The sequence below is a fragment of the Vibrio sp. R78045 genome (assembly GCF_042466085.1).
GTDB lineage: Bacteria > Pseudomonadota > Gammaproteobacteria > Enterobacterales > Vibrionaceae > Vibrio > Vibrio cyclitrophicus.
In genome coordinates this window covers 598,885-624,670 of record NZ_JAXHBS010000018.1, presented here as the reverse complement: position 1 = coordinate 624,670, position 25,786 = coordinate 598,885, and the positions used below count along the sequence as shown (strand labels likewise).

The 25,786-nt window shown below is 42.7% G+C and carries 26 protein-coding genes, 1 riboswitch and 1 other annotated feature; of the genes, 15 read left to right on the top strand and 11 right to left on the bottom strand.

Annotated elements, in window-relative coordinates:
* Nucleotides 1–2: 2 nt before the first annotated feature.
* Both hflD and mnmA read right to left on the bottom strand, forming a co-directional pair.
* Nucleotides 3–620 (bottom strand): high frequency lysogenization protein HflD, encoded by a 618-nt coding sequence (gene hflD, locus SJY39_RS24570; protein ID WP_010439981.1) that lies wholly within the window; start codon nt 618–620, stop codon nt 3–5.
* A 42-nt stretch (nt 621–662) separates the two neighbouring features.
* Nucleotides 663–1,799 carry a tRNA 2-thiouridine(34) synthase MnmA gene (gene mnmA / locus SJY39_RS24565; protein WP_010439984.1) on the bottom strand — a complete coding sequence of 379 codons (1,137 nt, stop codon included), beginning with the start codon at nt 1,797–1,799 and terminating at the stop codon, nt 663–665.
* A 204-nt stretch (nt 1,800–2,003) separates the two neighbouring features.
* Between mnmA and SJY39_RS24560 the strand changes: the two genes are divergently transcribed.
* Both SJY39_RS24560 and SJY39_RS24555 read left to right on the top strand, forming a co-directional pair.
* Nucleotides 2,004–2,273, top strand: a complete 270-nt coding sequence (locus SJY39_RS24560) for a hypothetical protein (protein ID WP_010439986.1) — start codon at nt 2,004–2,006, stop codon at nt 2,271–2,273.
* 102 nt (nt 2,274–2,375) lie between these two features.
* Entirely contained in the window at nt 2,376–3,680 is a 1,305-nt protein-coding gene (locus SJY39_RS24555; RefSeq protein ID WP_010439988.1) for an inosine/guanosine kinase, read from the top strand.
* Nucleotides 3,681–3,851: 171 nt separating this feature from the next.
* On the opposite strand, the gene SJY39_RS24550 is transcribed toward SJY39_RS24555, so the two are convergent.
* Nucleotides 3,852–4,262 carry an H-NS family nucleoid-associated regulatory protein gene (locus tag SJY39_RS24550; protein WP_010439989.1) on the bottom strand — a complete coding sequence of 137 codons (411 nt, stop codon included), beginning with the start codon at nt 4,260–4,262 and terminating at the stop codon, nt 3,852–3,854.
* A gap of 364 nt (nt 4,263–4,626) precedes the next feature.
* A riboswitch (Lysine riboswitch) is annotated at nt 4,627–4,804 on the top strand.
* Between the two features lie 112 nt (nt 4,805–4,916).
* On the opposite strand from SJY39_RS24550, the gene SJY39_RS24545 reads away from it, so the two are divergent.
* The 9 genes from SJY39_RS24545 to hisIE all read left to right on the top strand — a co-directional run bounded on the left by SJY39_RS24545 (nt 4,917) and on the right by hisIE (nt 14,172).
* Nucleotides 4,917–6,509 (top strand): Na+/H+ antiporter NhaC family protein, encoded by a 1,593-nt coding sequence (locus tag SJY39_RS24545; RefSeq protein WP_010439990.1) that lies wholly within the window; start codon nt 4,917–4,919, stop codon nt 6,507–6,509.
* 188 nt (nt 6,510–6,697) lie between these two features.
* Nucleotides 6,698–6,833: a sequence feature (His leader region), on the top strand.
* Nucleotides 6,834–6,886: 53 nt separating this feature from the next.
* Nucleotides 6,887–7,783, top strand: coding sequence for an ATP phosphoribosyltransferase (gene hisG / locus SJY39_RS24540; protein WP_016768563.1), 897 nt, complete (start codon nt 6,887–6,889; stop codon nt 7,781–7,783).
* A complete protein-coding gene (gene hisD, locus SJY39_RS24535) occupies nt 7,783–9,084 on the top strand; it encodes a histidinol dehydrogenase (protein WP_016793112.1) in 1,302 nt (433 codons plus the stop codon). The genes hisG and hisD overlap by 1 nt, the downstream gene beginning before the upstream one ends.
* Nucleotides 9,085–9,093: 9 nt before the next feature.
* Entirely contained in the window at nt 9,094–10,134 is a 1,041-nt protein-coding gene (gene hisC, locus SJY39_RS24530; RefSeq protein WP_010439993.1) for a histidinol-phosphate transaminase, read from the top strand.
* Between the two features lie 127 nt (nt 10,135–10,261).
* On the top strand, nt 10,262–11,350 hold the full coding sequence (gene hisB / locus SJY39_RS24525; protein WP_016793113.1) for a bifunctional histidinol-phosphatase/imidazoleglycerol-phosphate dehydratase HisB: 1,089 nt from the start codon (nt 10,262–10,264) through the stop codon (nt 11,348–11,350).
* A gap of 24 nt (nt 11,351–11,374) precedes the next feature.
* The gene (hisH, locus tag SJY39_RS24520; protein WP_010440008.1) at nt 11,375–11,989 is read left to right on the top strand and encodes an imidazole glycerol phosphate synthase subunit HisH; all 615 of its coding nucleotides are present in this window, start codon (nt 11,375–11,377) and stop codon (nt 11,987–11,989) included.
* 43 nt (nt 11,990–12,032) lie between these two features.
* Nucleotides 12,033–12,770: a 1-(5-phosphoribosyl)-5-[(5-phosphoribosylamino)methylideneamino]imidazole-4-carboxamide isomerase gene (gene hisA, locus SJY39_RS24515; RefSeq protein WP_010440012.1), complete on the top strand. Its 738-nt coding sequence runs from the start codon at nt 12,033–12,035 to the stop codon at nt 12,768–12,770.
* Complete coding sequence (hisF, locus tag SJY39_RS24510; RefSeq protein ID WP_010440014.1) at nt 12,752–13,525, top strand: imidazole glycerol phosphate synthase subunit HisF; 774 nt, start codon at nt 12,752–12,754, stop codon at nt 13,523–13,525. The genes hisA and hisF overlap by 19 nt, the downstream gene beginning before the upstream one ends.
* The gene (gene hisIE, locus SJY39_RS24505) at nt 13,522–14,172 is read left to right on the top strand and encodes a bifunctional phosphoribosyl-AMP cyclohydrolase/phosphoribosyl-ATP diphosphatase HisIE (protein ID WP_010440017.1); all 651 of its coding nucleotides are present in this window, start codon (nt 13,522–13,524) and stop codon (nt 14,170–14,172) included. Before hisF ends, hisIE begins: the two co-directional genes overlap by 4 nt.
* Nucleotides 14,173–14,355: 183 nt before the next feature.
* Here the strand turns inward: hisIE and SJY39_RS24500 are convergent, their stop codons facing one another.
* The 4 genes from SJY39_RS24500 to SJY39_RS24485 all read right to left on the bottom strand — a co-directional run bounded on the left by SJY39_RS24500 (nt 14,356) and on the right by SJY39_RS24485 (nt 17,657).
* The gene (locus SJY39_RS24500) at nt 14,356–14,880 is read right to left on the bottom strand and encodes a YchJ family protein (RefSeq protein ID WP_016768565.1); all 525 of its coding nucleotides are present in this window, start codon (nt 14,878–14,880) and stop codon (nt 14,356–14,358) included.
* A 118-nt stretch (nt 14,881–14,998) separates the two neighbouring features.
* Nucleotides 14,999–16,216: an EAL and HDOD domain-containing protein gene (locus SJY39_RS24495; protein ID WP_010440023.1), complete on the bottom strand. Its 1,218-nt coding sequence runs from the start codon at nt 16,214–16,216 to the stop codon at nt 14,999–15,001.
* A 123-nt stretch (nt 16,217–16,339) separates the two neighbouring features.
* Entirely contained in the window at nt 16,340–17,074 is a 735-nt protein-coding gene (gene lpxH, locus SJY39_RS24490) for a UDP-2,3-diacylglucosamine diphosphatase (RefSeq protein WP_010440026.1), read from the bottom strand.
* Between the two features lie 88 nt (nt 17,075–17,162).
* Nucleotides 17,163–17,657 (bottom strand): peptidylprolyl isomerase, encoded by a 495-nt coding sequence (locus SJY39_RS24485; protein ID WP_010440028.1) that lies wholly within the window; start codon nt 17,655–17,657, stop codon nt 17,163–17,165.
* A gap of 190 nt (nt 17,658–17,847) precedes the next feature.
* Between SJY39_RS24485 and cysS the strand changes: the two genes are divergently transcribed.
* Together cysS and SJY39_RS24475 are read left to right on the top strand one after the other, a co-directional pair.
* On the top strand, nt 17,848–19,233 hold the full coding sequence (gene cysS / locus SJY39_RS24480; protein WP_010440031.1) for a cysteine--tRNA ligase: 1,386 nt from the start codon (nt 17,848–17,850) through the stop codon (nt 19,231–19,233).
* A 102-nt stretch (nt 19,234–19,335) separates the two neighbouring features.
* Nucleotides 19,336–19,914 carry a thymidine kinase gene (locus tag SJY39_RS24475; protein WP_004734584.1) on the top strand — a complete coding sequence of 193 codons (579 nt, stop codon included), beginning with the start codon at nt 19,336–19,338 and terminating at the stop codon, nt 19,912–19,914.
* A gap of 135 nt (nt 19,915–20,049) precedes the next feature.
* Here the strand turns inward: SJY39_RS24475 and SJY39_RS24470 are convergent, their stop codons facing one another.
* From SJY39_RS24470 to SJY39_RS24460, 3 genes are all read right to left on the bottom strand, one after another.
* The gene (locus tag SJY39_RS24470; protein ID WP_016768566.1) at nt 20,050–20,640 is read right to left on the bottom strand and encodes a YdcF family protein; all 591 of its coding nucleotides are present in this window, start codon (nt 20,638–20,640) and stop codon (nt 20,050–20,052) included.
* Nucleotides 20,641–20,701: 61 nt separating this feature from the next.
* A complete protein-coding gene (locus tag SJY39_RS24465) occupies nt 20,702–21,556 on the bottom strand; it encodes an NAD(P)H-binding protein (RefSeq protein WP_010440036.1) in 855 nt (284 codons plus the stop codon).
* A gap of 114 nt (nt 21,557–21,670) precedes the next feature.
* Nucleotides 21,671–21,901 carry a TIGR02647 family protein gene (locus tag SJY39_RS24460; RefSeq protein ID WP_010440041.1) on the bottom strand — a complete coding sequence of 77 codons (231 nt, stop codon included), beginning with the start codon at nt 21,899–21,901 and terminating at the stop codon, nt 21,671–21,673.
* Nucleotides 21,902–22,160: 259 nt separating this feature from the next.
* On the opposite strand from SJY39_RS24460, the gene SJY39_RS24455 reads away from it, so the two are divergent.
* Nucleotides 22,161–23,465 (top strand): hypothetical protein, encoded by a 1,305-nt coding sequence (locus SJY39_RS24455; protein ID WP_016793114.1) that lies wholly within the window; start codon nt 22,161–22,163, stop codon nt 23,463–23,465.
* Between the two features lie 362 nt (nt 23,466–23,827).
* Nucleotides 23,828–24,670: a formate transporter FocA gene (focA, locus tag SJY39_RS24450; protein ID WP_010440048.1), complete on the top strand. Its 843-nt coding sequence runs from the start codon at nt 23,828–23,830 to the stop codon at nt 24,668–24,670.
* 318 nt (nt 24,671–24,988) lie between these two features.
* Here the strand turns inward: focA and SJY39_RS24445 are convergent, their stop codons facing one another.
* On the bottom strand, nt 24,989–25,783 hold the full coding sequence (locus SJY39_RS24445; protein WP_010440050.1) for an ABC transporter permease: 795 nt from the start codon (nt 25,781–25,783) through the stop codon (nt 24,989–24,991).
* Between the last annotated feature and the right edge of the window lie 3 nt (nt 25,784–25,786).

Sequence of the window (25,786 nt, the reverse complement as noted above, 5' to 3'; positions counted from 1 at the left end):
AATCACATTCGAGCTAATAAGATTTGAGCTTGCTCGATCATCTTCTTACGACCGAAGATTAGGTGGCGACGTTTACCGCCAACCTGGCGCCAAAGTACAGCGCTTCGAATCCCTGATAGAAGAAGCGCACGAACCTTATGTTGGCTCGACGTCTGTTGAAGTACTGATGGTGTCCCAGATACCTGAATGCGAGGGCCGATAGGACTCACAACATCTAGGTAGATGCTCGCTAAGTTACTGATCATTTGCTCGTCAAACAGATCAAAGTGTTCAGTTTGGCGTTCTGCCGTTTGTATACGGTCGCCAAGTTGAGACATCGAATCGTTACGAGAAGATAGTTTACGCTCAAGCGCCATCAAGCTGATGATGTAGCGCGTGATATCGCTACCAGCTGGAGTACTATCGATACCTTTTACTAAGCACTCAAGGCCAAGCTTTAGGTTCGCTTCACGTCCAAATACGCCCACAGTATTCACCGGATTGGTATTCAAAATAGCACTGAGTGAAGCTTCGAAGGCATCTTTATCACAATGGCCGTCTTTCGCTACTTGTTGAACCAAAGCCACAGCTTGGCAAATTCCGGCGAAAGCAATAGTACGGTCATAAAGTGTATTAGCCACGTAGTAACTCCTAGTTGTCTTCTATCGTTCGTTTGATAATAGTTAGATGCGCTTTTCGATGATACCACCACCAAGACAAACGTCGTCTAGATAGAATACTGCCGATTGACCAGGGGTCACAGCAATCTGTGGTTCATCAAAAATAACCTTAATGTTCTCGTCATCAATTGGGATGATTGTACAAGGAATATCGGTTTGACGGTAACGAGTTTTTACCGTGCATGTCATAACTTCAGTAATTGGTGTGCGATTTACCCAGTGAAGCTGAGAAGCAATCAAACCCTCTGATTTCAAAAGAGGGTGGTCTTTACCTTGTACTGCGATCAGCACATTACGCTTCAGATCTTTTTCACCAACAAACCATGGTTCTTCATTACCACCACCACCTTTGGTGCCACCAATATGCAGGCCTTTACGTTGACCTAATGTGTGGTACATCAAACCTTGGTGTTGACCAATTACTTGGCCTTCAGGTGTCTCGATGTTACCCGGCTGTGCTGGTAGGTACTTGCCTAAGAATTCAGTGAACTTACGTTCACCAATAAAGCAGATGCCCGTTGAGTCTTTTTTCTTTGCTGTAATCAAATCTTGTTCTTCAGCAATACGTCGCACTTCAGGTTTCTCTAATTCACCAACTGGGAATAGGCTGCGTGCCACTTGGTCTGAGCTTAATGTGTATAAGAAATAGCTTTGATCTTTGTTGCTGTCTAGGCCACGTAGCATTTCTGGTTTCACACCAGCGTCTAGCTCTTCTTGAGTAGGAAAAGTACGACGAACGTAGTGACCCATCGCAATGTAGTCTGCGTCTAATACTTCATCTGCAAACTCTAAGAATGCTTTGAATTTGATTTCTTTATTACAAAGAATGTCTGGGTTTGGCGTACGACCTGCTTTGTACTCAGCAAGGAAGTATTCGAATACATTGTCCCAGTACTCTGCGGCAAAGTTGATAGTGTGAAGGTGGATACCTAATTTGTCACATACCGCTTGAGCATCAGCAAGATCTTCAGCTGCCGTGCAGTATTCTTCGTTATCGTCTTCTTCCCAGTTTTTCATGAAAAGGCCTTCTACCTGATAGCCTTGTTGCTGAAGAAGATACGCCGATACTGACGAATCTACACCGCCGGACATACCGACAATTACTTTCTTTTCGCTGTTTCCAGAGCTGATATCTGACATGTCTAAACACCGTTACTATTACTTGGTCGCAGATTCTAACAGAAAGAGAAACGCCGTGACAGATCCGAGACCGGAATCACAGTTTCATTTGCACAAATAGTGCGCTGACTTTGTTAGAGAATCGCATGAGAGCGAGGTGAGTCGCTAGGATGTCAGAAGTATATGTGGCATAGTCGCTCGAAATCCAAGACCTGAGATAAAAAAATGTCTGAACAAAATGAATTTATGCAAGAAGAAGAGCTGATTGAGATCATCGAGAACCAGCTTGAGGATGGCGAACCAGTGAAAGTGAAAGAGACGTTGATGCGTTTAATGATGACTGGTACACCGCGTGAAGAAGCAATTGCGGCTATGGCATGTGCACTGGCTATTGAAGTATTTGATGTAATGAAAAATGGTGCAGAGTTCAATCAAAAACGTTATGCAGAGCATTTGGGTATGCTGCCTGATTTAAGCTTTATGGAAGGCGAATAAAAAAATAGTACAGCAAACGTTTGCTATAGTTTGAAAGATTGCCGCGTTAAATATTGCGCGGTAGAATCCGCCACCTATTTCCCCTTGACTTAGACTAGCCCTATGAAATTCCCTGGACAACGTAAATCAAAGCACTATTTTCCGGTTCACGCTCGTGACCCTTTAGTTAGCCAAGCTCAAACTAGTAAAAGAATGTCACGTACTCATATTATCGGCATTGACCAAACATTGGTGGATATCGAAGCGAAAGTGAGTTCTGAGCTAATCGAAAAATATGGCTTAAGTAAGGGACATTCGCTAGTCATCGGTGACGAAGCTGCAGAGTCTTTATATCAAGAATTAAAAGAGCAGTGCTTGATTACCAATGAATATGCTGGTGGTACGATCGGCAATACATTACACAACTATTCAGTGCTGGCAGATGACCGTTCAACGCTGCTAGGTGTAATGAGCCAAGATATTAAGATTGGTAGCTATGGTTATCGTTATTTATGTAATACATCAAGCAGAATGGATCTGAATCATTTACAAGGGGTAGATGGCGCAATTGGTCGCTGCTTTGCATTAATTACTGAAGATGGTGAACGTACTTTCGCAATTAGCGAAGGTCAAATGAACCAACTAAAACCTGAGAGTATTCCTGAAAAGATCTTCAAAAGTGCTTCTGCTTTGGTATTAACCGCTTATTTAGTTCGTTGTAAACCTGGCGACCCAATGCCTGATGCAACAATGAAAGCGATCGAGTACGCGAAGAAATATGATGTACCCGTTGTATTAACGTTGGGAACTAAATTCGTTATTCAAGATGATCCAGAGTTTTGGAAAGATTTCCTTGAGCAGCATGTAACAGTTGTTGCAATGAACGAAGACGAAGCGGAAGCGTTAACTGGTGAAAGTGATCCTCTTGCCGCTTCTGACAAAGCGCTAGAGTGGGTTGACTTAGTTCTATGTACTGCAGGCCCTGTTGGCCTATTTATGGCGGGTTACACAGAAGACGCCGCAAAGCGTGAAACGTCTTTACCTCTATTACCGGGTTCTATTGCGGAATTTAACCGTTACGAGTTTAGCCGTCCTGCTCATAAAAACTTATGTGACAACCCGACTAAGATCTATTCGCACATTGCACCTTATATGGGTGGCCCTGAAAAGATCAAGAATACCAATGGTGCAGGTGATGCTGCGTTATCGGCTTTATTGCATGATATGGCTGCGAATAAATACCACAAAGAAAACGTGCCTAACTCAAGTAAGCACCAACATTCATTTTTGACGTATTCGTCTTTCTCGCAAGTTTGTAAATATTCAAACCGAGCAAGTTATGAAGTGTTAGTTCAACACTCTCCACGTTTATCTCGTGGTCTTCCTGAAAGAGAAGACAGTTTAGAAGAAGCTTACTGGGAAAGATAAGGTGTCGTACTTATCAAATCCAGTAACGAATAACAAAATATAAAAAAGGCTCCGAAAGGAGCCTTTTTTGTTTCTGAATATATTCAAGCCGTAAATAATACTTTGGTCGACTTAAATATTAATTCTATTGCTTAGTGTGTTATTGATTATTCACTTAGCAAACACGATGCGTTAAAGAGCAAACTCTTCTAGAGATTTACCAGCATCTAGTTGTTCTTGGATAGCTGAAGGCGTACGGCCTTGACCTGTCCAAGTTTTCTCGTTGCCGTTTGCATCTACATATTTGTATTTAGCTGGGCGAGGAGCACGTTTAGCTTTTGTCGTTTTAGATTTTGCTTCGCCAGAAAGTGCAGCGATAAGATCAGCAACATCAATTCCGTCTTTTGCAATTTGTTCAGCGATAGCAGAAAGCTTAGCTTCTTGCTCTGCTTTAGCAGCACGTTCTTCAGCTTCAGATTCTTGACGCTCTTGTACAACAATAGTCAGCTTGTCTAGCGCTTCTTCAAGTTGCTCAAGAGTTAATTCACGTGAGAATGCACGAAGGCTGCGGATATTTAATAAAGTTTTTGTTAATTCAGACATGATATTTCCCATCAAGGTAAACTAAATAATCCTCCTAATAATAAACAGAGCCTAGGAATAAAACAAATAGTATTTCTTCTATTACATATTTAAATAAAGAATTGAGATGAATAGTTGAAAATGAAAAGGCGAACTCCTAGTGAATTTATAATAATTATTAAGAATATCTAAAAAACTGATATGTGACTGGTGGAGTAATTACCTTAAGTTGACTATTCTTCTATTGATTACTTCATTAACAAAAAACTATTTTTGTCGGAATGATATGTTGCAATGCTGCCCTTGATGAGTACAATTGCGGCTACCTGATGCGATGCTTTGGTTGATTTGTTGTTAAACTTTGGTTTCAACGGTTAATAATGTTATCGCACGTAGAGGTGCAATTATAAAAAGTAGTTTTCGTTGGGGTGATGCCAATGAACGGGAATGAAAGGTCTAATTGCCGAAGTAAATTGTATATCTAAGCAATTTGCTGGGGTTGTGCTCAATAGGTACAACACTGCCATAGTCTTAATTTTAAACTATGGAGCGCTACTGTAGGGTTGGGTGAAGTGTTCACTTCCCTTTCGCTTAGTTCAACATGAGCTTGATAAGCCGTATCAAGTTTGTCTGCAGTAGATCTCTAGCCAAATAAAAAACTGGTTTTTGAAGATCATGAATTTAATAGATTTTGCAACATCGCCTTTATCTTTGCTTCCTCCCCTTGTGGCCTTAACTCTCGCTATTGTTACCCGCCGTGTACTGGTTTCCTTGGGTGTCGGTATCGTTATGGGTGCGATTTTACTTGCTGATTACTCAGTAGGTAACGCAGCTAGCTACGTGTTTACTAAAGCTTCTGGTGTTTTCATCGAAGATGGTGGCATTAATACCTGGAACATGAGCATCGTCGCATTCCTAATTATTCTTGGAATGACAACCGCCTTATTAACATTATCTGGTGGTACTCGAGCATTCGCTGAGTGGGCCCAGTCTCGTGTTAAGAGCAAACGTGGTTCAAAACTACTTGCTGCTTTCTTGGGTGTGTTCATTTTTGTTGATGATTACTTCAACAGCTTAGCGGTAGGTGCTATCTCTCGTCCTGTTACAGACCGCTTTTACGTATCTCGCGCTAAGCTTGCTTATATTCTGGATTCTACTGCTGCTCCAATGTGTGTGATCATGCCGGCTTCTAGCTGGGGTGCTTACATCATTACTATTATTGGTGGCATCTTAGTAACACACGGTGTGACAGAGTACTCAGCATTGGGTGCTTACGTTCGTCTTATCCCGATGAACTTTTACGCTGTGTTCGCACTATTAATGGTATTTGCCGTTGCATGGTTCGGTCTAGATGTTGGTAAAATGCGTGAACATGAGATCGAAGCATCTCAAGGCCGTGGCTTTGAAGGTGACAACGATCAAAAGCAAGCTCACGACCTAAATGAAGAGCTAGACATTCAAGAGAGTGAAAACGGCTCTGTCTCTGATCTCGTTATGCCAATCGTATCGTTAATCGTAGCGACGGTAGCTGCAATGCTTTATACCGGTGGTCAAGCGCTTACCGCTGACGGTCAAGCATTCAACTTGCTTGGTGCGTTTGAAAATACAGATGTAGGCAAGTCTCTTGTTTACGGTGGTGTTGTTGGCCTGCTTGTTGCGCTAGCGACAGTGTTTAAGCAAAAGCTGCCAATGTCTGATATCGCAAGAACAATGTGGATCGGTGCTAGCTCTATGTTTGGCGCTATCCTGATTCTTGTGTTTGCATGGACTATCGGTTCTGTTATCGGTGACATGAAAACCGGTTCTTACCTTTCGTCTCTAGCAACAGGTAACATTGATTACCACTGGCTACCTGTTATTTTGTTCCTTCTTGCTGGCCTGATGGCATTCTCGACAGGCACATCATGGGGTACATTTGGTATCATGCTTCCTATCGCGGGTGACATGGCTGCAGCCTCTGACATCGCTCTGATTCTGCCTATGTTAAGTGCGGTTCTTGCGGGTTCTGTGTTTGGTGATCACTGTTCTCCAATCTCTGATACGACGATTCTCTCTTCTACCGGTGCTCGTTGTAACCACATTGACCACGTATCGACTCAGCTTCCTTATGCGCTGTCTGTGGCCTTCGTATCGTGTGTTGGTTTCATTACCTTAGGTATGACATCATCAACTGGCATCGCATTTGGTGCGGCGTCTCTAACGTTTGTTGCTGTATGCTTTGCATTGGCTTATTTCTCTCGCTGCAAAATGGCGACGTGCAACAGCTAATCATCATCTGATTGAATAATGAAAAGGGAGGCTGCGGCTTCCCTTTTTTGTACCTGTTAAATTAATTTGAGTTTTAGTGAAAAAAGTTCGAATAAATGGTTGAAAAAGGATGTCAGCTTAGTTAGTGTGGAGACAAGACAGCAAACAACCTAAGAGCTTATAAGTATGCGTAAATTAGTAATGAACATTCATCACCATCATCACCCTATCTAGTCTTTCGGGGAGATTTACGTATACCCGGGAGCAAGAATTCTCCCGGAGGTTAAGTCAAAGAATTTAGATTTAAACCCTCGGGACGACAAAGTCTTCCGAGGGTTTTTTAGTTTTAGCACTTTTAAATAATCAATAAATTCAAATATTTGCACAGGGATACAGCAATGCAGACACAACGCCTAAGAATCGCAATTCAAAAGAAAGGTCGCTTAAGTAAAGAGTGCCAAGACTTACTTAAAAAATGTGGTGTTAAATTTAACATCATGGGTGAGCGCCTAGTGGTTCATTCACTTAATATGCCAATCGACTTGTTACTGGTTCGTGATGATGACATCCCAGGTCTTATCATGGACGGTGTGGTTGACCTAGGTTTCATTGGTGAAAATGAGCTAGAAGAAGTTCGCCTAGACCGCGTTGCTCTAAAAGAGCCATCGCAATTTCGCACACTACGTCGTTTAGATTTCGGTGGTTGCCGCCTTTCTATCGCTATCAACAAAGATGAAGAATACAACGGCCCACAAGACCTAGCGGGTAAACGTATTGCAACAACCTACCCACAACTACTAAAAGCCTACATGGATGAGCAGGGTGTTGAATTCAGCACTTGTATGCTAACAGGCTCAGTTGAAGTAGCACCTCGAGCTGGACTAGCGGACGCTATCGCAGATTTGGTTTCTACAGGCGCTACGCTAGAAGCGAATGGCCTAAAAGAAGCAGAAGCTATTTTTCAATCTAAAGCAACGTTAATTCAACGCACCGGCGAATTTGATGCAGACAAAGAAGCATTAATTGAAAAACTACTGACTCGTATGCAAGGTGTTCAGCAAGCGAAAGAGTCGAAGTACATCATGCTTCACGCACCAACGTCTCAATTAGAGCAAATTAAAGCGCTATTGCCTGGAGCTGAAGATCCTACTGTTCTTCCTCTATCTACAGATAAAGACAAAGTTGCCGTTCACCTAGTAAGTACTGAGAACTTGTTCTGGGAAACTATGGAACAGCTGAAAGAGTTGGGTGCAAGCTCGATTCTAGTATTACCAATCGAAAAAATGATGGGGTAGTGACGATGAGAACCGTTGTTTGGCAATCTTTAAGTGAATCACAGCAAGACTCGGTATTAGAGCGTCCAGCTATTACTGAAGGTGCAAACATCACAGCGACTGTTTCTGATGTTATTGCAAAAGTACGAAATGAAGGCGACGCCGCACTCAAAGAACTGACTGAAAAGTTCGATCGTGTGACTCCTGAATCAATTCGAGTTACTTCGAATGAGATTGAAGAGGCGTGTGCTCGTCTAACACCAGAAATGAAGCAAGCGCTAGAGCAAGCTTATAGCAATATTGCCAAGTTTCATGAAGCTCAGAAGCCTCAGTCAATTAAGGTTGAAACTCAACCTGGCGTTTTGTGTGAGCAGGTAACGCGCGCGATTAATACGGTTGGTCTTTATATTCCTGGTGGCAGTGCGCCACTTCCGTCAACGGTTCTTATGTTAGGTGTACCCGCTCAGATTGCGGGTTGTCGTAAAGTTGTCTTGTGTTCGCCTCCACCAATTGCTGATGAAATCTTGTATGTCGCTAAGCTTTGTAAGATCGACGAGGTTTACAACGTTGGTGGTGGTCAAGCGGTTGCGGCAATGGCTTACGGTACCGAGAGTGTGGCTAAAGTCGATAAGATCTTCGGCCCGGGTAATGCCTATGTAACGGAAGCGAAACGCCAAGTCAGCAATGACTTCCGTGGTGCTGCAATTGACATGCCTGCTGGTCCATCAGAAGTGATGGTGATTGCAGATGAAACTGCAGATGCAGACTTCATCGCTGCGGATTTATTGAGCCAAGCGGAACACGGCCCTGATTCTCAGGTTGTCTTGGTTACGCCGTCTCCGGTTATTGCTGATCAAGTAACGGATGCGGTGCAGAAACAACTGAAAGAGTTGTCTCGCGCTAACATCGCTCAGCAAGCATTAGCATCTAGCTTGATTATCATCTCAGAATCAATCACTCAAGCTATCGCAATTTCGAACTTCTACGGTCCTGAGCACTTAATTGTTCAAACCAAGAATCCACGTGAGTTGTTGTCGTTGCTAGATAATGCAGGTTCAATATTCTTGGGTGACTGGTCTCCAGAGTCTGCAGGTGATTATGCATCAGGTACAAACCACGTATTGCCAACCTACGGTTACACCAAAACGTATTCGAGCCTAGGTTTAGCAGATTTCTCTAAACGTATGACAGTACAAGAACTAACAGCCGATGGCTTGAAAGGTCTAGCACCAACAGTGGTGACGATGGCTGAAGCCGAAGGTTTGGATGCTCACAAGCGTGCTGTGACTATCCGAGTTGAAAAGTTAAATAGAGCGAAGTAGGGGCGGAGCATGGAAAAGTTAGCAAGAAAACAAGTTCAGGCTCTAACACCTTACTTGTCTGCAAGACGCATTGGCGGTAGCGGAGATGTATGGTTGAACGCCAATGAATCTCCGTTTGATAACGAGTACAGCTTAAATCTGACTCGCCTTAACCGCTACAGTGAATGTCAGCCAAAAGAATTAATCGATGCTTACGCACAATATGCAGGTGTAACACCAGAGCAAACATTGACAACACGTGGGGCTGACGAAGGCATTGAGTTACTGATTCGCGCTTTCTGTGAGCCAAACGAAGATGCAATTCTTTACTGTCCACCCACTTACGGTATGTATGCGATCAGCGCCGAAACCATTGGTGTCGAACGTAAAGTGGTGCCTCTGACCTCTGAATGGCAATTAGATCTTCCCTCTATTGAAGCTCAACTAGACAACGTGAAAGTGATATTTGTTTGTAGCCCAAACAACCCAACGGGTAACTTAGTTGATCGTAAAGACATCATTAAATTGCTTGAAATGACGCAAGACAAAGCGATTGTGGTGATGGATGAAGCGTATATCGACTTCTGCCCTGAAGCGTCAACGGTCGATTTGCTTGCTCAATATCCGAATTTAGCGATTTTGCGTACTCTTTCCAAAGCTTTCGCATTAGCGGGACTACGCTGTGGCTTTACGCTAGCAAACAAAGAGCTTATCGATGTACTGTTGAAAGTGATTGCACCATACCCAGTGCCAATCCCTGTTGCTGACATTGCGGTTCAAGCCCTTTCAGAGCAAGGTTTAGCAAGAGCTAAGTTTCAAGTTCTCGATTTAAGTGCTAATCGCGCTTATTTACAAGCTGGCCTACTTGGTATACCTCAAGTAACGGTATTTGATGGTTGGGGTAACTATTTATTGGTTAAATTCCCTAACGGTGACGAATTGTTCAAAGCGGCATGGGACACTGGCATCATCTTGCGTAATTCGCCAATTGAAGATTGTGTTCGTATTAGTATTGGTAATCGAGAAGAGTGCGAAAAGACACTTGGATTCATTCGTAACTTTTTTCAGTAACGAAGGCTTACCAGTAATCACATTGGACAGTTGTGTTTAATCAACATAGCTGGCCAATGAATCAGACATTTGGGTTAGCGGTTGATTTTAGCTAGGCCACCAGATTTAAAATTAAAAGGAAGTTCAAGTGAGTAAACAACAGAAAATACTTTTTATAGACCGTGATGGCACCTTAATTGTTGAGCCGCCAGTCGATTTTCAAGTAGACCGTTTAGACAAATTAAAATTCGAACCGCTCGTGATTCCTAGCTTGTTAACATTGCAAGATGCGGGCTACCGTTTAGTGATGGTGACTAACCAAGATGGTTTAGGTACCGATAGCTACCCACAAGAAGATTTCGATGCACCACACAATATGATGATGGAGTTTTTCGAGTCTCAAGGCGTTAAGTTTGACGACGTGCTTATTTGTCCTCACTTTGACGAAGACAACTGCTCTTGCCGCAAGCCTAAGTTGGGTATGGTTAAAGAGTATCTACAGGGCGGTAAAGTCGACTTTCAACATTCTGTTGTGATTGGCGATCGAATGACTGATCTTCAACTTGCTGAGAACATGGCAATTCGCGGGATTCAATATGGCCCAGATGCGGAAACGGAAGGTACGCTTAACTGGCCACAGATTGTTAAAGATCTGACGGTTAATGCACGTGTTGCTGAAGTGGTTCGTACGACTAAAGAAACTGATATCAAGGTTGCAGTAAACCTTGATGAAACCGGTGGCAACAAGATCGATACGGGCATGGGTTTCTTCGATCACATGCTTGATCAAATCGCGACACACGGTGGTTTCCAGATGAATCTAACTGTGAAAGGCGATCTACACATTGATGATCACCACACAGTAGAAGATACGGCTTTAGCTCTAGGCCAAGCACTTAAAGATGCGCTAGGTGATAAACGTGGGATTGGCCGCTTTGGTTTCAGTCTACCAATGGATGAATGTTTGGCGCAGTGTGCACTAGACCTTTCTGGCCGCCCATACCTGAAATTTGATGCTAAGTTCAGCCGCGAACAAGTGGGTGATCTTTCGACTGAGATGGTGGTTCACTTCTTCCGTTCTCTAACCGATACGCTAGCTTGTACGCTACACCTTTCTTCTAATGGCAATAATGACCACCACATCATTGAAAGCCTATTTAAAGCGTTTGGTCGTACTCTTCGTCAAGCAATTAAAGTTGAAGGTAACGAGTTACCAAGCAGCAAAGGCGTACTGTAAGGCTAACGTTAGCAAGGAAAAACAATGAAAGATCAAAAAGTCGTTATTATTGATACTGGTTGTGCCAACGTTTCCTCAGTGAAGTTTGCGATTGAACGTCTGGGCTACGCAGTTGAAATTTCGAAAGAACCAAAAGTTGTTCTAGCTGCCGATAAGTTATTCCTACCCGGTGTAGGTACAGCAAGTGAGGCAATGAAGAATTTGCAAGAGCGTGACCTCGTTAGCCTTGTTAAGCAAGTCGAGAAGCCTCTGCTTGGTATCTGTTTAGGTATGCAACTGTTAGGTAAACTGTCTCAAGAGAAAGGCCAAAAAGCCGACGAGATAGTGGAATGCTTAGGTTTGTGTGATGGCGAAGTTCGCTTGCTTGAAACGGGGGATTTGCCACTACCACACATGGGTTGGAACACTGTAACCGCAACACCGAATCACCCGCTATTTAAAGACATTGAAGAAGGCGAGTATTTTTACTTCGTACATAGCTTTGCAATGCCAGTAGGTGACTACACAATCGCACAATGTGATTACGGCAATCCGTTTACCGCTGCCGTTCAAAGTGGCAACTATTATGGTGTTCAGTTCCACCCAGAGCGTTCGTCAAAAGCAGGCTCTAAATTGATTCAAAACTTCTTGGAACTGTAATAAGGATTAGGCATCGGCTAACGCTGCCCTATAAGGAATGTAAATGATTATTCCCGCATTAGATTTAATTGAAGGCCAAGTAGTTCGCTTATTCCAAGGCGATTACGGGCAAGTAACAGAATACAAAGTAGACCCAGCAGAGCAGTTTAATCTGTATCACCAAGCAGGCGCAGGTTGGCTTCACCTAGTAGACTTAACCGGCGCAAAAGATACAACAGCTCGCCAGCTAGACTTAATCGCCAAGCTACTTGCAAGCACACCAGCCAATATTCAAATTGGTGGTGGTGTTCGCAATGAACAAGATGTAATTGATTTGCTAGAAGCCGGCGCACAGCGCGTTGTGGTTGGCTCGACTGCTGTTAAACAACCTGAACTTGTGAAAGGTTGGATGGAAAAATACGGCGCTGAAAAAATCGTACTTGCTCTGGACATCAACATTGATGAAAACGGCACACGTAAAGTGGCGATTTCAGGTTGGCAAGAAGATTCAGGTGTGACCATCGAAGCGCTAATTGAAGATTACCTAACGGTTGGCCTCAAACACGTTCTCTGTACAGATATTTCACGTGATGGCACGCTAGAAGGATCAAACGTAGAGTTATACATTGACCTTTGTAAGCAGTACCCACAAGTACAATTTCAATCATCGGGTGGCATTGGCAGCCTAGCTGATATCGAAGCTCTGAAAGGCAGCGGCGTTGCGGGTGTGATTGTTGGTCGCGCACTGCTTGATGGCAAATTCACCGCAGAGGAGGCATTTGCATGCTGGCAAAGCGAATAATCCCTTGTTTGGATGTCCGTGATGGGCAAGTGGTTAAGGGCGTTCAATTCCGCAACCACGAAATTATTGGTGACATCGTTCCGCTAGCACAACGCTATGCAGAAGAGGGCGCTGATGAATTAGTGTTTTACGATATCACTGCATCAAGTGATGGACGTGTGGTCGATAAAAGCTGGGTGAAACGCGTAGCAGAAGTGATTGATATTCCTTTCTGTGTGGCTGGTGGTATCAAGTCAGCGGAAGATGCAGCACGCATTCTTGAGTTTGGTGCAGATAAAGTCTCAATTAACTCGCCTGCATTGGCTAACCCACAACTGATTACTGACCTTGCTGATAAGTTTGGCGTGCAGTGTATTGTTGTTGGTATCGATTCATACTTCGATAAAGATACCGGTAAATATCAGGTTTACCAGTTCACTGGCGATGAAGCGCGTACTAAAGCAACCAAGTGGGAAACCAAAGATTGGGTGAAGGAAGTACAAAAGCGTGGCGCAGGTGAGATTGTGTTAAACATGATGAACCAAGATGGTGTTCGTAATGGCTACGATATTGATCAGTTAAACATGGTACGCGAAGTGTGTAATGTACCTTTGATTGCGTCTGGTGGTGCAGGTGCGATGGAACACTTTGCTGAAGCCTACAAGAAGACAAACGTGGACGGGGCACTAGCGGCTTCGGTATTCCACAAACAAGTCATCAATATTGGTGAACTTAAACAGTATTTAAAACAACAAGATGTAGAGGTGCGACTATGAGTTTTGAAACCGCAAGCTTATCAAAAACAACAGTAGGCGCATTATCAGAGCGTATTAACTGGGAAAAAGTAGATGGTTTAGTTCCTGCCATTGTTCAAGATTACCAATCTAGCCAAGTGTTAATGATGGGATACATGAACCCTGCAGCACTTGAGAAAACCGGTGAAACTGGCAATGTTACGTTTTTCTCTCGTACTAAAGAGCGTCTTTGGACGAAAGGTGAAACGTCGGGCAACGTATTGCAACTGAAAAACATCGCTTTGGACTGCGATAACGATACTTTACTTGTTAAGGTAAATCCCATTGGCCCAACGTGCCACACAGGTACAACAACGTGTTGGGATGGAGACAAACAAGAAGAAACACAGATGGTGTGGCTTCATCAGCTTGAGCAGCTACTGGCTGCCCGCAAGGACGCAGACCCTGAGTCTTCTTATACTGCAAGTTTATATGCCCGTGGCACCAAGCGTATTTCGCAAAAAGTGGGCGAAGAAGGCGTTGAAGTCGCGCTTGCGGCGACGTCGGGCGATAAGGCGGAATTAGTGTGTGAATCAGCAGATTTGATTTACCACTTGATGGTTCTTTTACAAGACCAAGGCTTATCGATGAACGATGTGGTGAACAAATTAAAAGAGCGCCATAAGTAAGCTCTCTTTAGATTAATCGACTACGTAACAGATAAATAAAAGCCCCTTAAACAATTATGTTTACGGGGCTTTTTTAGCATTCAATTCTTGAGCATATCTCTTCGACTTTAGGCCTCGTCATTCCGAGGAGTCTAAGCGACATCAGGAAACTCTCCTCTTAATCTAACTTCCTAGACACATGAGCTAGCCGCAGCACTTTTTATACTTCTTACTGCTACCACAAATACACGGGTCATTGCGGCCGATCTTGAAGCTCTCTACAGTTTGGTTTAGGCGAGGATCTATCTCTGGTTGTGTTGCGTCTTCTTGTTCATTTTCTTGATTGGGGAAAGCGCCATCAATGTAGAACCAAATACCGTCTTCACGAACAAAGCGAGAACGTTCTTGCATACAGAACTGCTCAACCCCGTCGTTGAAGTAAGCTTTAAACTCAACAAAGCCTTCGTTCTCATGTGAACCTGCGGCAGTATCGATGACTTCTAAACCCGCCCAATCACTATCAATGGATTCAGCAATACCTTCTCTCTGCGCTTCTGCATTACAAGTCGGGTGGTAAGTAGCAACCACATAATCAACCAAACCAAGTACATGTGCAGAATAGCGTGAGCGCATCAATTGTTCAGGTGTTTCGACTGAATTGTGGTCAAGATGTGCGGGTTCACAGCACTGTTGGTAAGTATTTTTGCTACCACAAGGGCATAAAGACATAGTCAGTTCCTGTAAAAATGGCCTCGATTAAGAGGCCATAAATGAATGCATTGGAGTTTAGCAAGAAACGATCGCTCACCAAAGCTTAGTTTCTATTGCTGTTTTTGTAGGGAGTGTATTATTTCAATGAAGGTGATAACAGATCTTGAGCCCAAGTAGTGGCCTCATCATACGCTTGTCCGAGGTCTGCTTCGCTCAGTTTGAGCAGCTTACGAATGCGTGTCGCTTCATCCCAGCGAGCTTGCTCGTACGCAATGACCATCGCCATGATCGCACCAAGTACACCTTTACGCTGAATAAGAGCTTGTTTGATCTCTTCATCGATGGGTACTGAGTCCAATACTTGCTTTAAAGGCTGATCAAAGAGTGAATCGAGTAGCGAGAACATGCCGGTTAAAAAGGCTTGTCCAGGTTCAACTTTCACATTCATCTTTTCTACTAACAGTTCACATTGACGAGCGCGCAGTACCGCTAAACCATAAAGTGAATCCGGTTTATCTTCTTTCGCAGATGCGATTGCCACTAGTGAAACGAACTTACGCAGTTTCTGTTCCCCAAGGTAAATGAGTGCTTGGCGAAATGAACGGATAGTCGTCGCTGAACCGCCCGCAGAGTTTACGTAGGTGAGTAGCTTATAAGAGAGTGTTACATCCAATGTGATCAAACGTTCGACTTCACTGAAATCGATAGGATCGTGGGCTATTTCTTTTAGTAACTGAACGATAGTCAGAAAAGCAGGACTAAGTGCGCGAGTTTGGATCATTTCCGGTTTACTGAAGAAGTAACCCTGAAAATAAGAAAATCCGGCTTGTTTCGCTTCTTGATACTCATCGTAAGTTTCAACTTTTTCGGCAAGAAACTTGATATCCAATTCTCTCATAGAGTTCATGAACATTGATGCTTTTGTTATTGAGATCAAACGAATATCAAATTTAATGATAGATACGTAAGGCAAGAAACGTTTCCATGCTTTGCTTGGCACAAAGTCGTCCAACGCGATGGTATAACCCGCGTCGTAAATGGTTTTGATCGCTTCAAGCAATTCGTCCGTTGGTTCACAATCTTCAAGAACCTCAACAACGAGGCTTTCTTTCGGAAAGAGGGTAGGGACTAAGTTAATCAGACTTGCATAAGGAAAATTCACGAACCCCAACTTATCACCAAGCGTATTATAGTGAGTTGATAGGAAGTGATCGGAAAGCAAGCGGCTTGTAGCGAGTTCCGGTTCTACTTCAGGGAAAGTGTTCTTAGGACCGTCCCTGAATAGCAACTCGTAACCTATGGTTTTCTTGTCAGCATCGAGTATTGGCTGACGCGCTACATATGAATATTTCAACTTCGTACTGTGTTCGGTTTAGTTCTGATACAGAGATAATAGCTAATTGGAGAAAAATTACCATCTACAATCTTAGAAAGTCTGACCCATAATAATAATCAATGTGAAAGATGAGGAGTGACGTTAAAAGCGGTTGCTAAACTCACGATTCTGTAGTTCAAAACTTTGCGGAGTGAATACCAGAACTGAGCCCTGCGTGTACCAATCACCAAGTACGATACGAGTTTTAGTGCAACTATTGGTATTGAACCTATGAATGTCTGGGCGGTGCGTGTGACCGTGGATCATGAGATCTACATTATTTTGCGCCATCACATTTTCAACTTCTTGTTGTGTTACGTCCATGATGTCTAAAGACTTAGTCTGCTTGTCGTCCTTGATATCGGATTGAACCTTAGAAACAATTTTCTTTTTGATAAAGAATGGAATTCTATTGAATACCCATTGTAGCCAGGGCTGATGTACTTTTTCACGGAAGGCGAGATACTTTACATCTTCAGTGCACAAGGTATCACCGTGTAATACCACGGCTTTTTGTCCATAGATATCGATCGTTGAAACTTCATCTAGTAGTTGGACGCCCGTTTGTTTGGCAAACTTTTTACCAACTAAAAAGTCCCGGTTGCCCTGAGTGAAATAACAAGGCACGCCAGTGTTAACTAGATCAATAAATGCTTGGCGAATGGAAGTAGCGAAATCGCTCGTATCGTCGTCACCAATCCAGAACTCGAAAAGGTCACCAAGTACATACAGTGCATCCGCTTCTACGGCTTCGTTTTTCATGAAGGTTAAGAAACAATCTGTGATGTCTGGTCGCGACGGGGCTAAGTGCAGATCTGATATAAAATATGTTTTCATAGGTCTAAAAAAGGGAGCGATTCGCTCCCTGTATCCTGATTTATCGGTTCACCAATGGTAATGATTAATACTAATCGAAAGCGAGTAATTAAGCTTCGATTGTAGTACCAGTGATGATCACTTCTTCTAGAGGTACATCTTGGTGCATACCCATAGAACCAGTGCTAACACCTTTAATCTTGTTTACGATGTCCATACCTTCAACAACTTCTGCGAATACACAGTAACCCCAACCGTCTAGGCTTTCGCTACGGAAGTTTAGGAAAGAATTGTCGTTCACGTTGATGAAGAACTGAGAGCTCGCTGAATGTGGTTCCATAGTACGAGCCATTGCAAGTGTACCTACTTTGTTAGCTAGGCCGTTGTTTGCTTCGTTCTTGATTGTAGCGCGAGTCGTTTTTTCTTTAAGGCCAGAAGTCATGCCACCGCCTTGAATCATGAAACCATCGATAACACGGTGGAATAGTGTGTTGTCGTAGAAACCGTCACGGCAATACTGTAGAAAGTTTGCGCTTGTTTCTGGTGCTTTTTCTTCGTTAAGTTGAACTTTGATGTCACCAAAATTTGTGTGAAGGATGATCATGATTGTTACCTTACTGTCTTTTTAATATGAAGTTCGAATTCTAGCGCATGTTGGCGGACTTTCAAATCACCAAATCATTCACTTAACTCAGATGTTTGAGGTAATTCCTGCTTTGGGGGATTACCTATTAAGGTATGACTTGTTATACTGCGAGCTTATTTTTGATTAATCCATAAAATAGATAGAGATCATGCTGAAGATATATAACACGCTCACAAGACAGAAAGAGGAATTCAAACCAATTACAGCTGGCAAAGTCGGTATGTATGTCTGTGGGGTAACCATATACGATCTCTGTCATATTGGTCATGGCCGTACGTTCGTTTCTTTCGACGTAGTAACTCGTTACCTTCGTTACCTTGGTTACGATTTGAACTTCGTTCGTAACATTACTGATATCGATGACAAGATCATCAAACGCGCTAACGAAAACGGCGAGTCTTGTGATTCTTTAACTGAGCGCTTGATTGGTGAAATGCATGCAGATTTCGATGCATTGAATATGAAACGCCCAGATGTAGAGCCTCGTGCAACAGAATTCATCACTGAGATCATTGAGTTAGTAGAAAAGCTAATTCAACGCGGCTTTGCTTACGTAGCAAGCAATGGCGATGTGATGTTCGAAGTTAAGAAGTTCGATGAATACGGTAAGCTTTCAAAGCAAGACTTAGATCAGCTTCAAGCTGGTGCTCGTGTCGATGTTGACTCTGCAAAACGCAGCCCATTAGATTTTGTTCTTTGGAAAATGTCTAAGCCAGGTGAACCTACGTGGGAATCGCCATGGGGTCCAGGTCGTCCAGGTTGGCACATTGAATGTTCAGCAATGAACTCTTCTATTCTTGGTAATCACTTCGATATCCACGGCGGCGGTTCAGATCTACAATTCCCTCACCACGAAAACGAGATTGCACAATCTTGCTGCGCACATGGTACTCAGTATGTAAATACTTGGATGCACAGTGGTATGGTAATGGTAGACAAAGAAAAAATGTCTAAATCATTAGGCAACTTCTTCACGATTCGTGATGTGCTAGCTCATTACGATGCCGAAACGGTACGTTACTTTCTAATGTCTGGCCACTACCGTAGCCAACTAAACTACAGTGAAGATAACCTAAATCAAGCACGTGCTTCATTAGAACGCCTCTACACGTCACTTCGTGGCTTGGATCTAACAGCAGCTCCGGCTGGTGGTGAAGAATATGTAACTCGTTTCTCTACTGCGATGAACGATGATTTCAACACACCTGAAGCTTATTCAGTGCTGTTTGAAATGGCTCGTGATATTAACCGTATCAAGACAGAAAGTATTGAAAAAGCAAGCGCTCTCGGTGCATTGATGCGTGAACTTGCCGACATCATCGGTATTCTTCATCAAGACCCAGAAGCTTTCCTTAAAGGTGATGCTGCTGGTAATGACGACGAAGTAGCAGAAATTGAAGCATTGATTAAGCTACGTAATGATTCTCGTGCTTCAAAGGATTGGGCTAACGCTGACCTTGCACGTGACAAGTTGAACGAGTTGGGTATTGTTCTGGAAGATGGTCCAGAAGGCACGACTTGGCGTCGTAAGTAAACTTTATAAAAAAGGGCTGATTTTCAGCCCTTTTTTATAGCAAAAATTCTTTAATTTCACCTTTGCTTTTATCTTCAACTTTTAATTAACAGGAATATTTCTGTGGCTCAGATGTATTTTTATTACTCGGCAATGAATGCGGGTAAATCAACAACGCTTCTTCAATCTTCTTTTAACTATCAAGAGCGTGGTATGACGCCAGTGATCTTTACCGCAGCGTTAGACGACCGCTATGGTATTGGTAAAGTGAGCTCACGAATTGGTCTGCAATCTGAAGCTCAACTGTTTAAAAACGACACTAATATGTTTGACGCTATCCAAAAACTTAATGAAGAAGAAAAGCGTCATTGTGTTTTGATCGATGAGTGTCAGTTTTTATCGAAAGAGCAGGTTTACCAACTAACAGAAGTCGTAGATAAGCTGCACATTCCTGTACTTTGCTACGGTTTGCGCACTGACTTCTTGGGTGAGCTGTTTGAAGGTAGCCGTTACTTATTGTCTTGGGCCGATAAGTTAGTTGAGCTGAAAACGATTTGCCACTGTGGTCGTAAAGCGAATATGGTGATTCGTACTGATGAGCACGGTGTTGCGATTGCTGAAGGTGACCAAGTGGCCATCGGTGGTAATGACCAATATGTTTCTGCTTGCCGTCTGCACTACAAAGAAGCGTTAGGTAAATAAACGGCTCTTTGGTTGATTTTGCTTAGAGAACAAAGCAAAGATTAGCAATCTAAAGTAAAAAGCTAAGAATAATAAACGGTGGCCAAGTGCCACCGTTTTTGTTTCCTGAAACGTACTATTACGTTACCTAAAGCTTTATTCTAAACCCAGTTTCTTCAATACTTTGTAAGCATGGTCAACGTCATCAGGGATTGGCATTTCAATCTGAAACCCTTGAGCAGGGTACGTTTTGATTCTTTCAAAGTCGGCAACTAAAGCCCCTAGTACCATGTCCAGTGGCAACTCTTCGTTAAAGTAATCGACCCAACTTTGCCATTGCGAAGTCACTCTAATTTCCGCCGCCTGTTCTGGCCATTGTTTGCTGAATGTTGCGTAGGTACGTTTTTCCATAAAGGGCTTTTGTACCAAGGTCAGTCGCTTCGGTGATAGCCCACGTTTTGTAAGCAAGTCATAGGTAAAACGAACATTTTCGCCAGTATTAGTCGCGTGTTTTTCAATCAAAATGTCTGAATCAGGTACTCCACAATCTCTGGCAATAGCGGCAAATGTTTCAGCTTCTGAGCATTCAAAATTTCCCTCAGTAAAACGTCCCACTCCGCCTGAGAAAACGATGTAAGGCGCTACTTTTTGGTGATAGAGATCTGCCGCGTATTCAGCAACCCGAGTATCGTTGCTACATAACACAAAAATGCAGTCTGAAGTTTCTACGTTATGGTTCATCGACATAAAATTCCAAAGGATGTCTATGGAACGATGCAATTTAACCTTAGGGTTTATAATCGATAGTTCAGTCATGAAGTGCGTCCAGTGTGGAATTGAACTTAAACGAGTAGCCTAAGTCGAGAATCTTTTTCGAAGAGATCAGCTTGTCTGGTGTATCAACAATGGGCGGTAAAGGTTCACTACTGTTGGCGCTTTTCAATGCCGCGGCATAAAATTCCGCCTTACTGACCGTATTTGGCGTCGTCACGTTGACCACTTCGTTGTGCAGCTGACTAATAGCGAAGTCGACCGCGTTAATTGCGTCATCAAGGTGAAGCATGTTGGCGGGAGCCTGAGAGCTGACTTGTCTAAGTCTACTGGCAAATCTTGACGGATGACGATTCGGACCAATTAATCCACTAAAGCGAAGAATGGTATAATCGATACCTGAATCAATCACTGACTGCTCAGCTCGCAACATGACTCGTGCGTTATCAGAAAATGAAGGTGCATGGCCGTTATCTGAGTTTGATAGATTCAGTGACGCATCCGGTTCGTGCAGAACGCCGGGCTTAGTAGGGTAGACCGTTGTTGAACTGACCATGAGCAGTTTCTTTATGTTAGCTTTTTTGCAAGCCGTCGTTAACTGTTTCCAGTAAGTGGCATACTCTTGTCCTGCGCCTTTTCTAAAGCCTGGAGGGAAGCTGCCAATGACGATTTCAGTGTTGTTTTCCAGTAGGAGTGAGTAGAGTCGGCCAATAGAGCGTTCAGGTTGCGCGGCATCAAAACTGAACACTTCACAAGGAATGCATTCGTTGCCAATAGCATCAGCGCCTGACTGAGTGGTCTTCGTAACGACGACTCGGTGACCATGTTTGACGAGATGTTCAGATAAGGGGACACCAACCCAGCCTGCACCAACAATAAATATAGAAGCCATGTGTTCCTCACAACTGCAAATGACGAATTTACATTAAGCCTAACAAACCTTTGGCTAAAAATGAAAAAACTCCACGGCCGAAGCAAGTGGAGTTTTTTCTAGAACAATCGAGCTTTAGTTTAGTACGCGAATGAGCTTATCTGCGCGTTCTGCCATCTCGATACCTTCATCTGTTAGGTAACCGCCGTCTGGCTGAGTGCAAAGGTTTTTTTCGAATAGGCGCTTAACGGCGTCTTGAGTTTCTTGAGCAGCCTCTTGATGAACTTTAATTCCGGTAGCAGCGCTACTTACATCAAATTGAAGAAGGAGGTTTAAATCAGCAATATGTTCAGCGTTGTACTTCATAATTAACCTATATATTCATAACGTTCTCTACCTTCACCTTAGTGCGCATTGACAGCTCAGGCAATAGCAAATAAATAGAATTGATAAGTGATACCAAATTGAATGATTAATCATCGCATGAAGGACTTATTTTGGTTAAATTGGGTAATTTACACACGTTTACATCATGAGTGATGTCTATTGCTAAGTGGTTGTAATATATTGTGTGACTAGAAAGATATTGCATGCAGCTAATATTGTACAAAAAGGAAATGCATCAGTGAGAGTTAACAAAGTAGCATTGGTAATTAGTATGCTATTTGCTATCTCAGGTTGTCAAAGCACACCCTCAGAGCAGACAGACGCGAACCAAATCACAAATAATAATGAATCTACAACAGAGGTCCGTTCTTTTCAGTCTCTCCAAAGTGTTTACTCCCAATGGGAAATTAAACTTGAAGATCATGCTCAATTGTCTCTTTATGCTCCGGAGAATTACCATGAACTTCTAGATGCATGGGATGATGCTGAAAATATTTATGCAGATTTACTGAAAGATGAGAGTCGATTATCTAAAAGTTATTCGATTTTCTCGAGCCTAACTTATGCCGAAGCTTTTGATGAAAAAATTGCTCTGATCAAATCTAACTATGATTCGATTTTAGTTTTGAAGAAAAAAGCCGATCGAGTGCTAGCCGATTCGATAGTACAAATGGAATACCTTCAGTTTCTTGGTGCGGACACCATGTTTACATCGAGCTATAAGAAGTTGTATTCAGAGTACAGCGAGCTATTCGAATATGTATTGGTTGATGAGTTAGAAGATGCTCAGGAAGCACAGATCGAATTCCTCAATAGTGCTCGTCTGTTAGAAGTCAAAGTTGCTCATAAAAAATATATTGAGCCTTTGAAGAACGAATTAGAATTTTTGGAAGACGAAGATTTTGATGATGTGGTTCCCTTAACGTTTACAAAGGCCGCTTCTCAAATAGCATTAGCTGAAAGCCAAGTGAAAGCGAGCCCACGCGAAAAATCGATTATTGAAGATGCCGTTCAAGCTGCAGAGTTTGAATTGAACCATGTACGTAGTGTAGCGCACGAAGTAAAGCTACTTGCGAGCGTGAAAGGTGATCGATTTGAGCAAACGGTATTGAATGCAGAGAACCAATTGTTAAGTATTTCTCAGGTAATTAATGACAAGGACTATCGTGATGTTGTGTTGCGCCTCCAATCTCAAAAGATTGTTGCTAGCGTTAAGGCATTAAAAAGTTCGGATATGACATCTTTATTAAAGTCAGAGATTGAAGCTTTGACTGAACAATTAGTTAAGTTAGAAAGCGATAATCAAAAGCAAGCTCAGCAATTGTTTGAAGCGACTAAGCACAATGAGTTATTAGGTGAGCAGGTCACCAAGAGCGATGCACACATAAAGAGCTTAGAAGAGCTGGTGGATAGTTTGAAAGGATTAGATGGTAAAGTTGCTAACGGAAGCGATTCTGATCTTGTTCCTTCTAACGTTGAATCTAACCTTGAAGATGAGACTTTAACACAACCATCAGAAGAAGTGATTGAGCCAGCAGTTTAGCATAACTAATGTCTTTATTTGTGACTGACTTAAAAGCGCCTAAGGGCGCTTTTTTACGTTCTGTTGATCTATATCAAAATCTCTAAATAAAAGCCCGTTAAATACGGTTAGAGTGTACGTTATTCTTTTGGTTTTTTCGTAACCTGTTGATATTTATGGATGTGTTATTTTTATTGTTGATAACGATTCATTCATAATAGTTTTGATTTTACTACTAAAGTCGTATGAAATTTTAATATCATTCAGAATTTAGTGCTTTATGCATAGTTAAAGTGAATTTGTGAGAAAAATAGCTCTTGAATTAAGAAATGAAAGAGAGGATTATCGCGCTCCCCGACAACATGTTTCAAAATGTAAATCACATGAATCTAAACCAATTTGACTCATTATTACCGCCACAAATGGCTGAGCGCGCTGCAGATATTGGCGTAGGTAAAGCAACCAAAGATCCCATTAAATCTTTTCTTCTCGCTATTTCTGCGGGTATTCATATCGGTATTGCCTTTGTATTCTATACCATCGTAACGACGGGTGCGGGTGATTTACCATGGGGTATTACTCGCTTATTGGGTGGCCTTGCATTTAGCTTGGGCTTGATTCTAGTCGTCGTGACTGGTGGTGAGCTATTTACTAGCTCTGTTTTAACGTTAGTGGCAAGAGCGAGCGGAAAAATTAGCTGGCGTACCCTGATGAAGAACTGGGCTACGGTTTATATCGGTAACTTGATTGGCGCGTTGCTACTAGTAGCTTGTATGCTTCTGACCAAACAATACATGTTCGACAACGGACAAGTGGGCTTGAATGCCATGGCTATTTCACAACACAAGATGCACCATGATTTTATCCAAGCTATCGCGTTAGGCATCATGTGTAATGTTTTGGTTTGTATTGCGGTGTGGATGACATTCAGTGGCCGTACATTAACGGACAAAATCGCAGTAATGATTTTACCTGTCGCGATGTTCGTGTCGGCAGGCTTTGAGCACTGTATTGCGAACATGTTCCAAGTACCACTCGCTATCGGAATTAAAACCTTTGCTCCCGCTGAATTCTGGACAATGACGGGTGCTAACCCTGCCGACTATGTTGACCTAAACATGATGGATTTCTTAATGAACAACCTGTTACCTGTGACTTTAGGCAACATCATTGGCGGCGGTATCTTTGTGGGTATGTGGTATTGGCTAATTTACTTACGCGATTAATCCAGTTTACAAAATTAACTCGGGTTCAGTAAAAACGCTGAACTGACTTATGACATTTACAAGACGGTCTGCATTGCAGGCCGTTTTTTATTTGTGGAAAACTTACTTATTCATTTCTCTAATTATTGAAACGAACGCCCAACAACGCTGATTTTCATGTGTGTATATGTCTTTGAAAACCCCCAAGGATCAATGGCAATGATCTTTTGTTGAGTCAAAGTGACCAAAAAAGGATCGATGTTGATTTGGTTATCCACAATTTCTGTGGATAACCTGTCTCAAATTCGGTGAGTAACCAGAACTGAGGGGAGGAGGTAGCTAGTTTGTTGGTTGTATACGGGCGAGAACTCGACCTTCTTTTGTTAGAGAGGTCTTCAAAGCTAGGTGAAGTGAGAGTGCCAAAGAACAGCTCATCATCACGAAAATCGCCAACATGATCATAAGCTGATATTTGATAGCAATCATTGGTGAAGCACCACCTAGGATTTGTCCTGTCATCATTCCTGGAAGTGTCACTAAGCCTGTGGTTGCCATGGAAGCCATAATAGGAGACATCGCCTTCTGTATAGCATTACGTATAAAAGGCGCTGCAGCATAGGTTGGAGCAGCGCCTAAAGCGATTGCCGCTTCATATTCTGACTTCTGCGTCTCAAAAGCGCCAAACAAGTTCTGCAGTGCCACAATATTACTGCTCAAGCTATTACCCAATAACATTCCTGCGATAGGGATAAGGTATTGCGCGTTCAAAATCGGTGTCGGTTTAATAATAAAGAAGCAGATAAACATGACTACGGGCACACATGTAACAGAGAGGCTCACGGCAACTGGGGCCAAAAGTAGGTTTTTCGGTAGTTTAGACTTTTCAACAATCGAGCTTGCACCGACGATTATCATGGTGAACAGCCACAATACATTGATCCACAAACTGTTCAGAGTGAACAAATATTCTAGGTAGAGACCGACAAGAAACAGCTGCACAACCATGCGAACAATACCGATAAAAGCTTCTTTGCCAAGGCCCAGTTTTAGCCAGTAATTTATCCCTATGGGGAGTACTAGAAGTGTACTGAATAACAACAATTGCCACCAAGATATATCAATAACGTCTTGCATAGT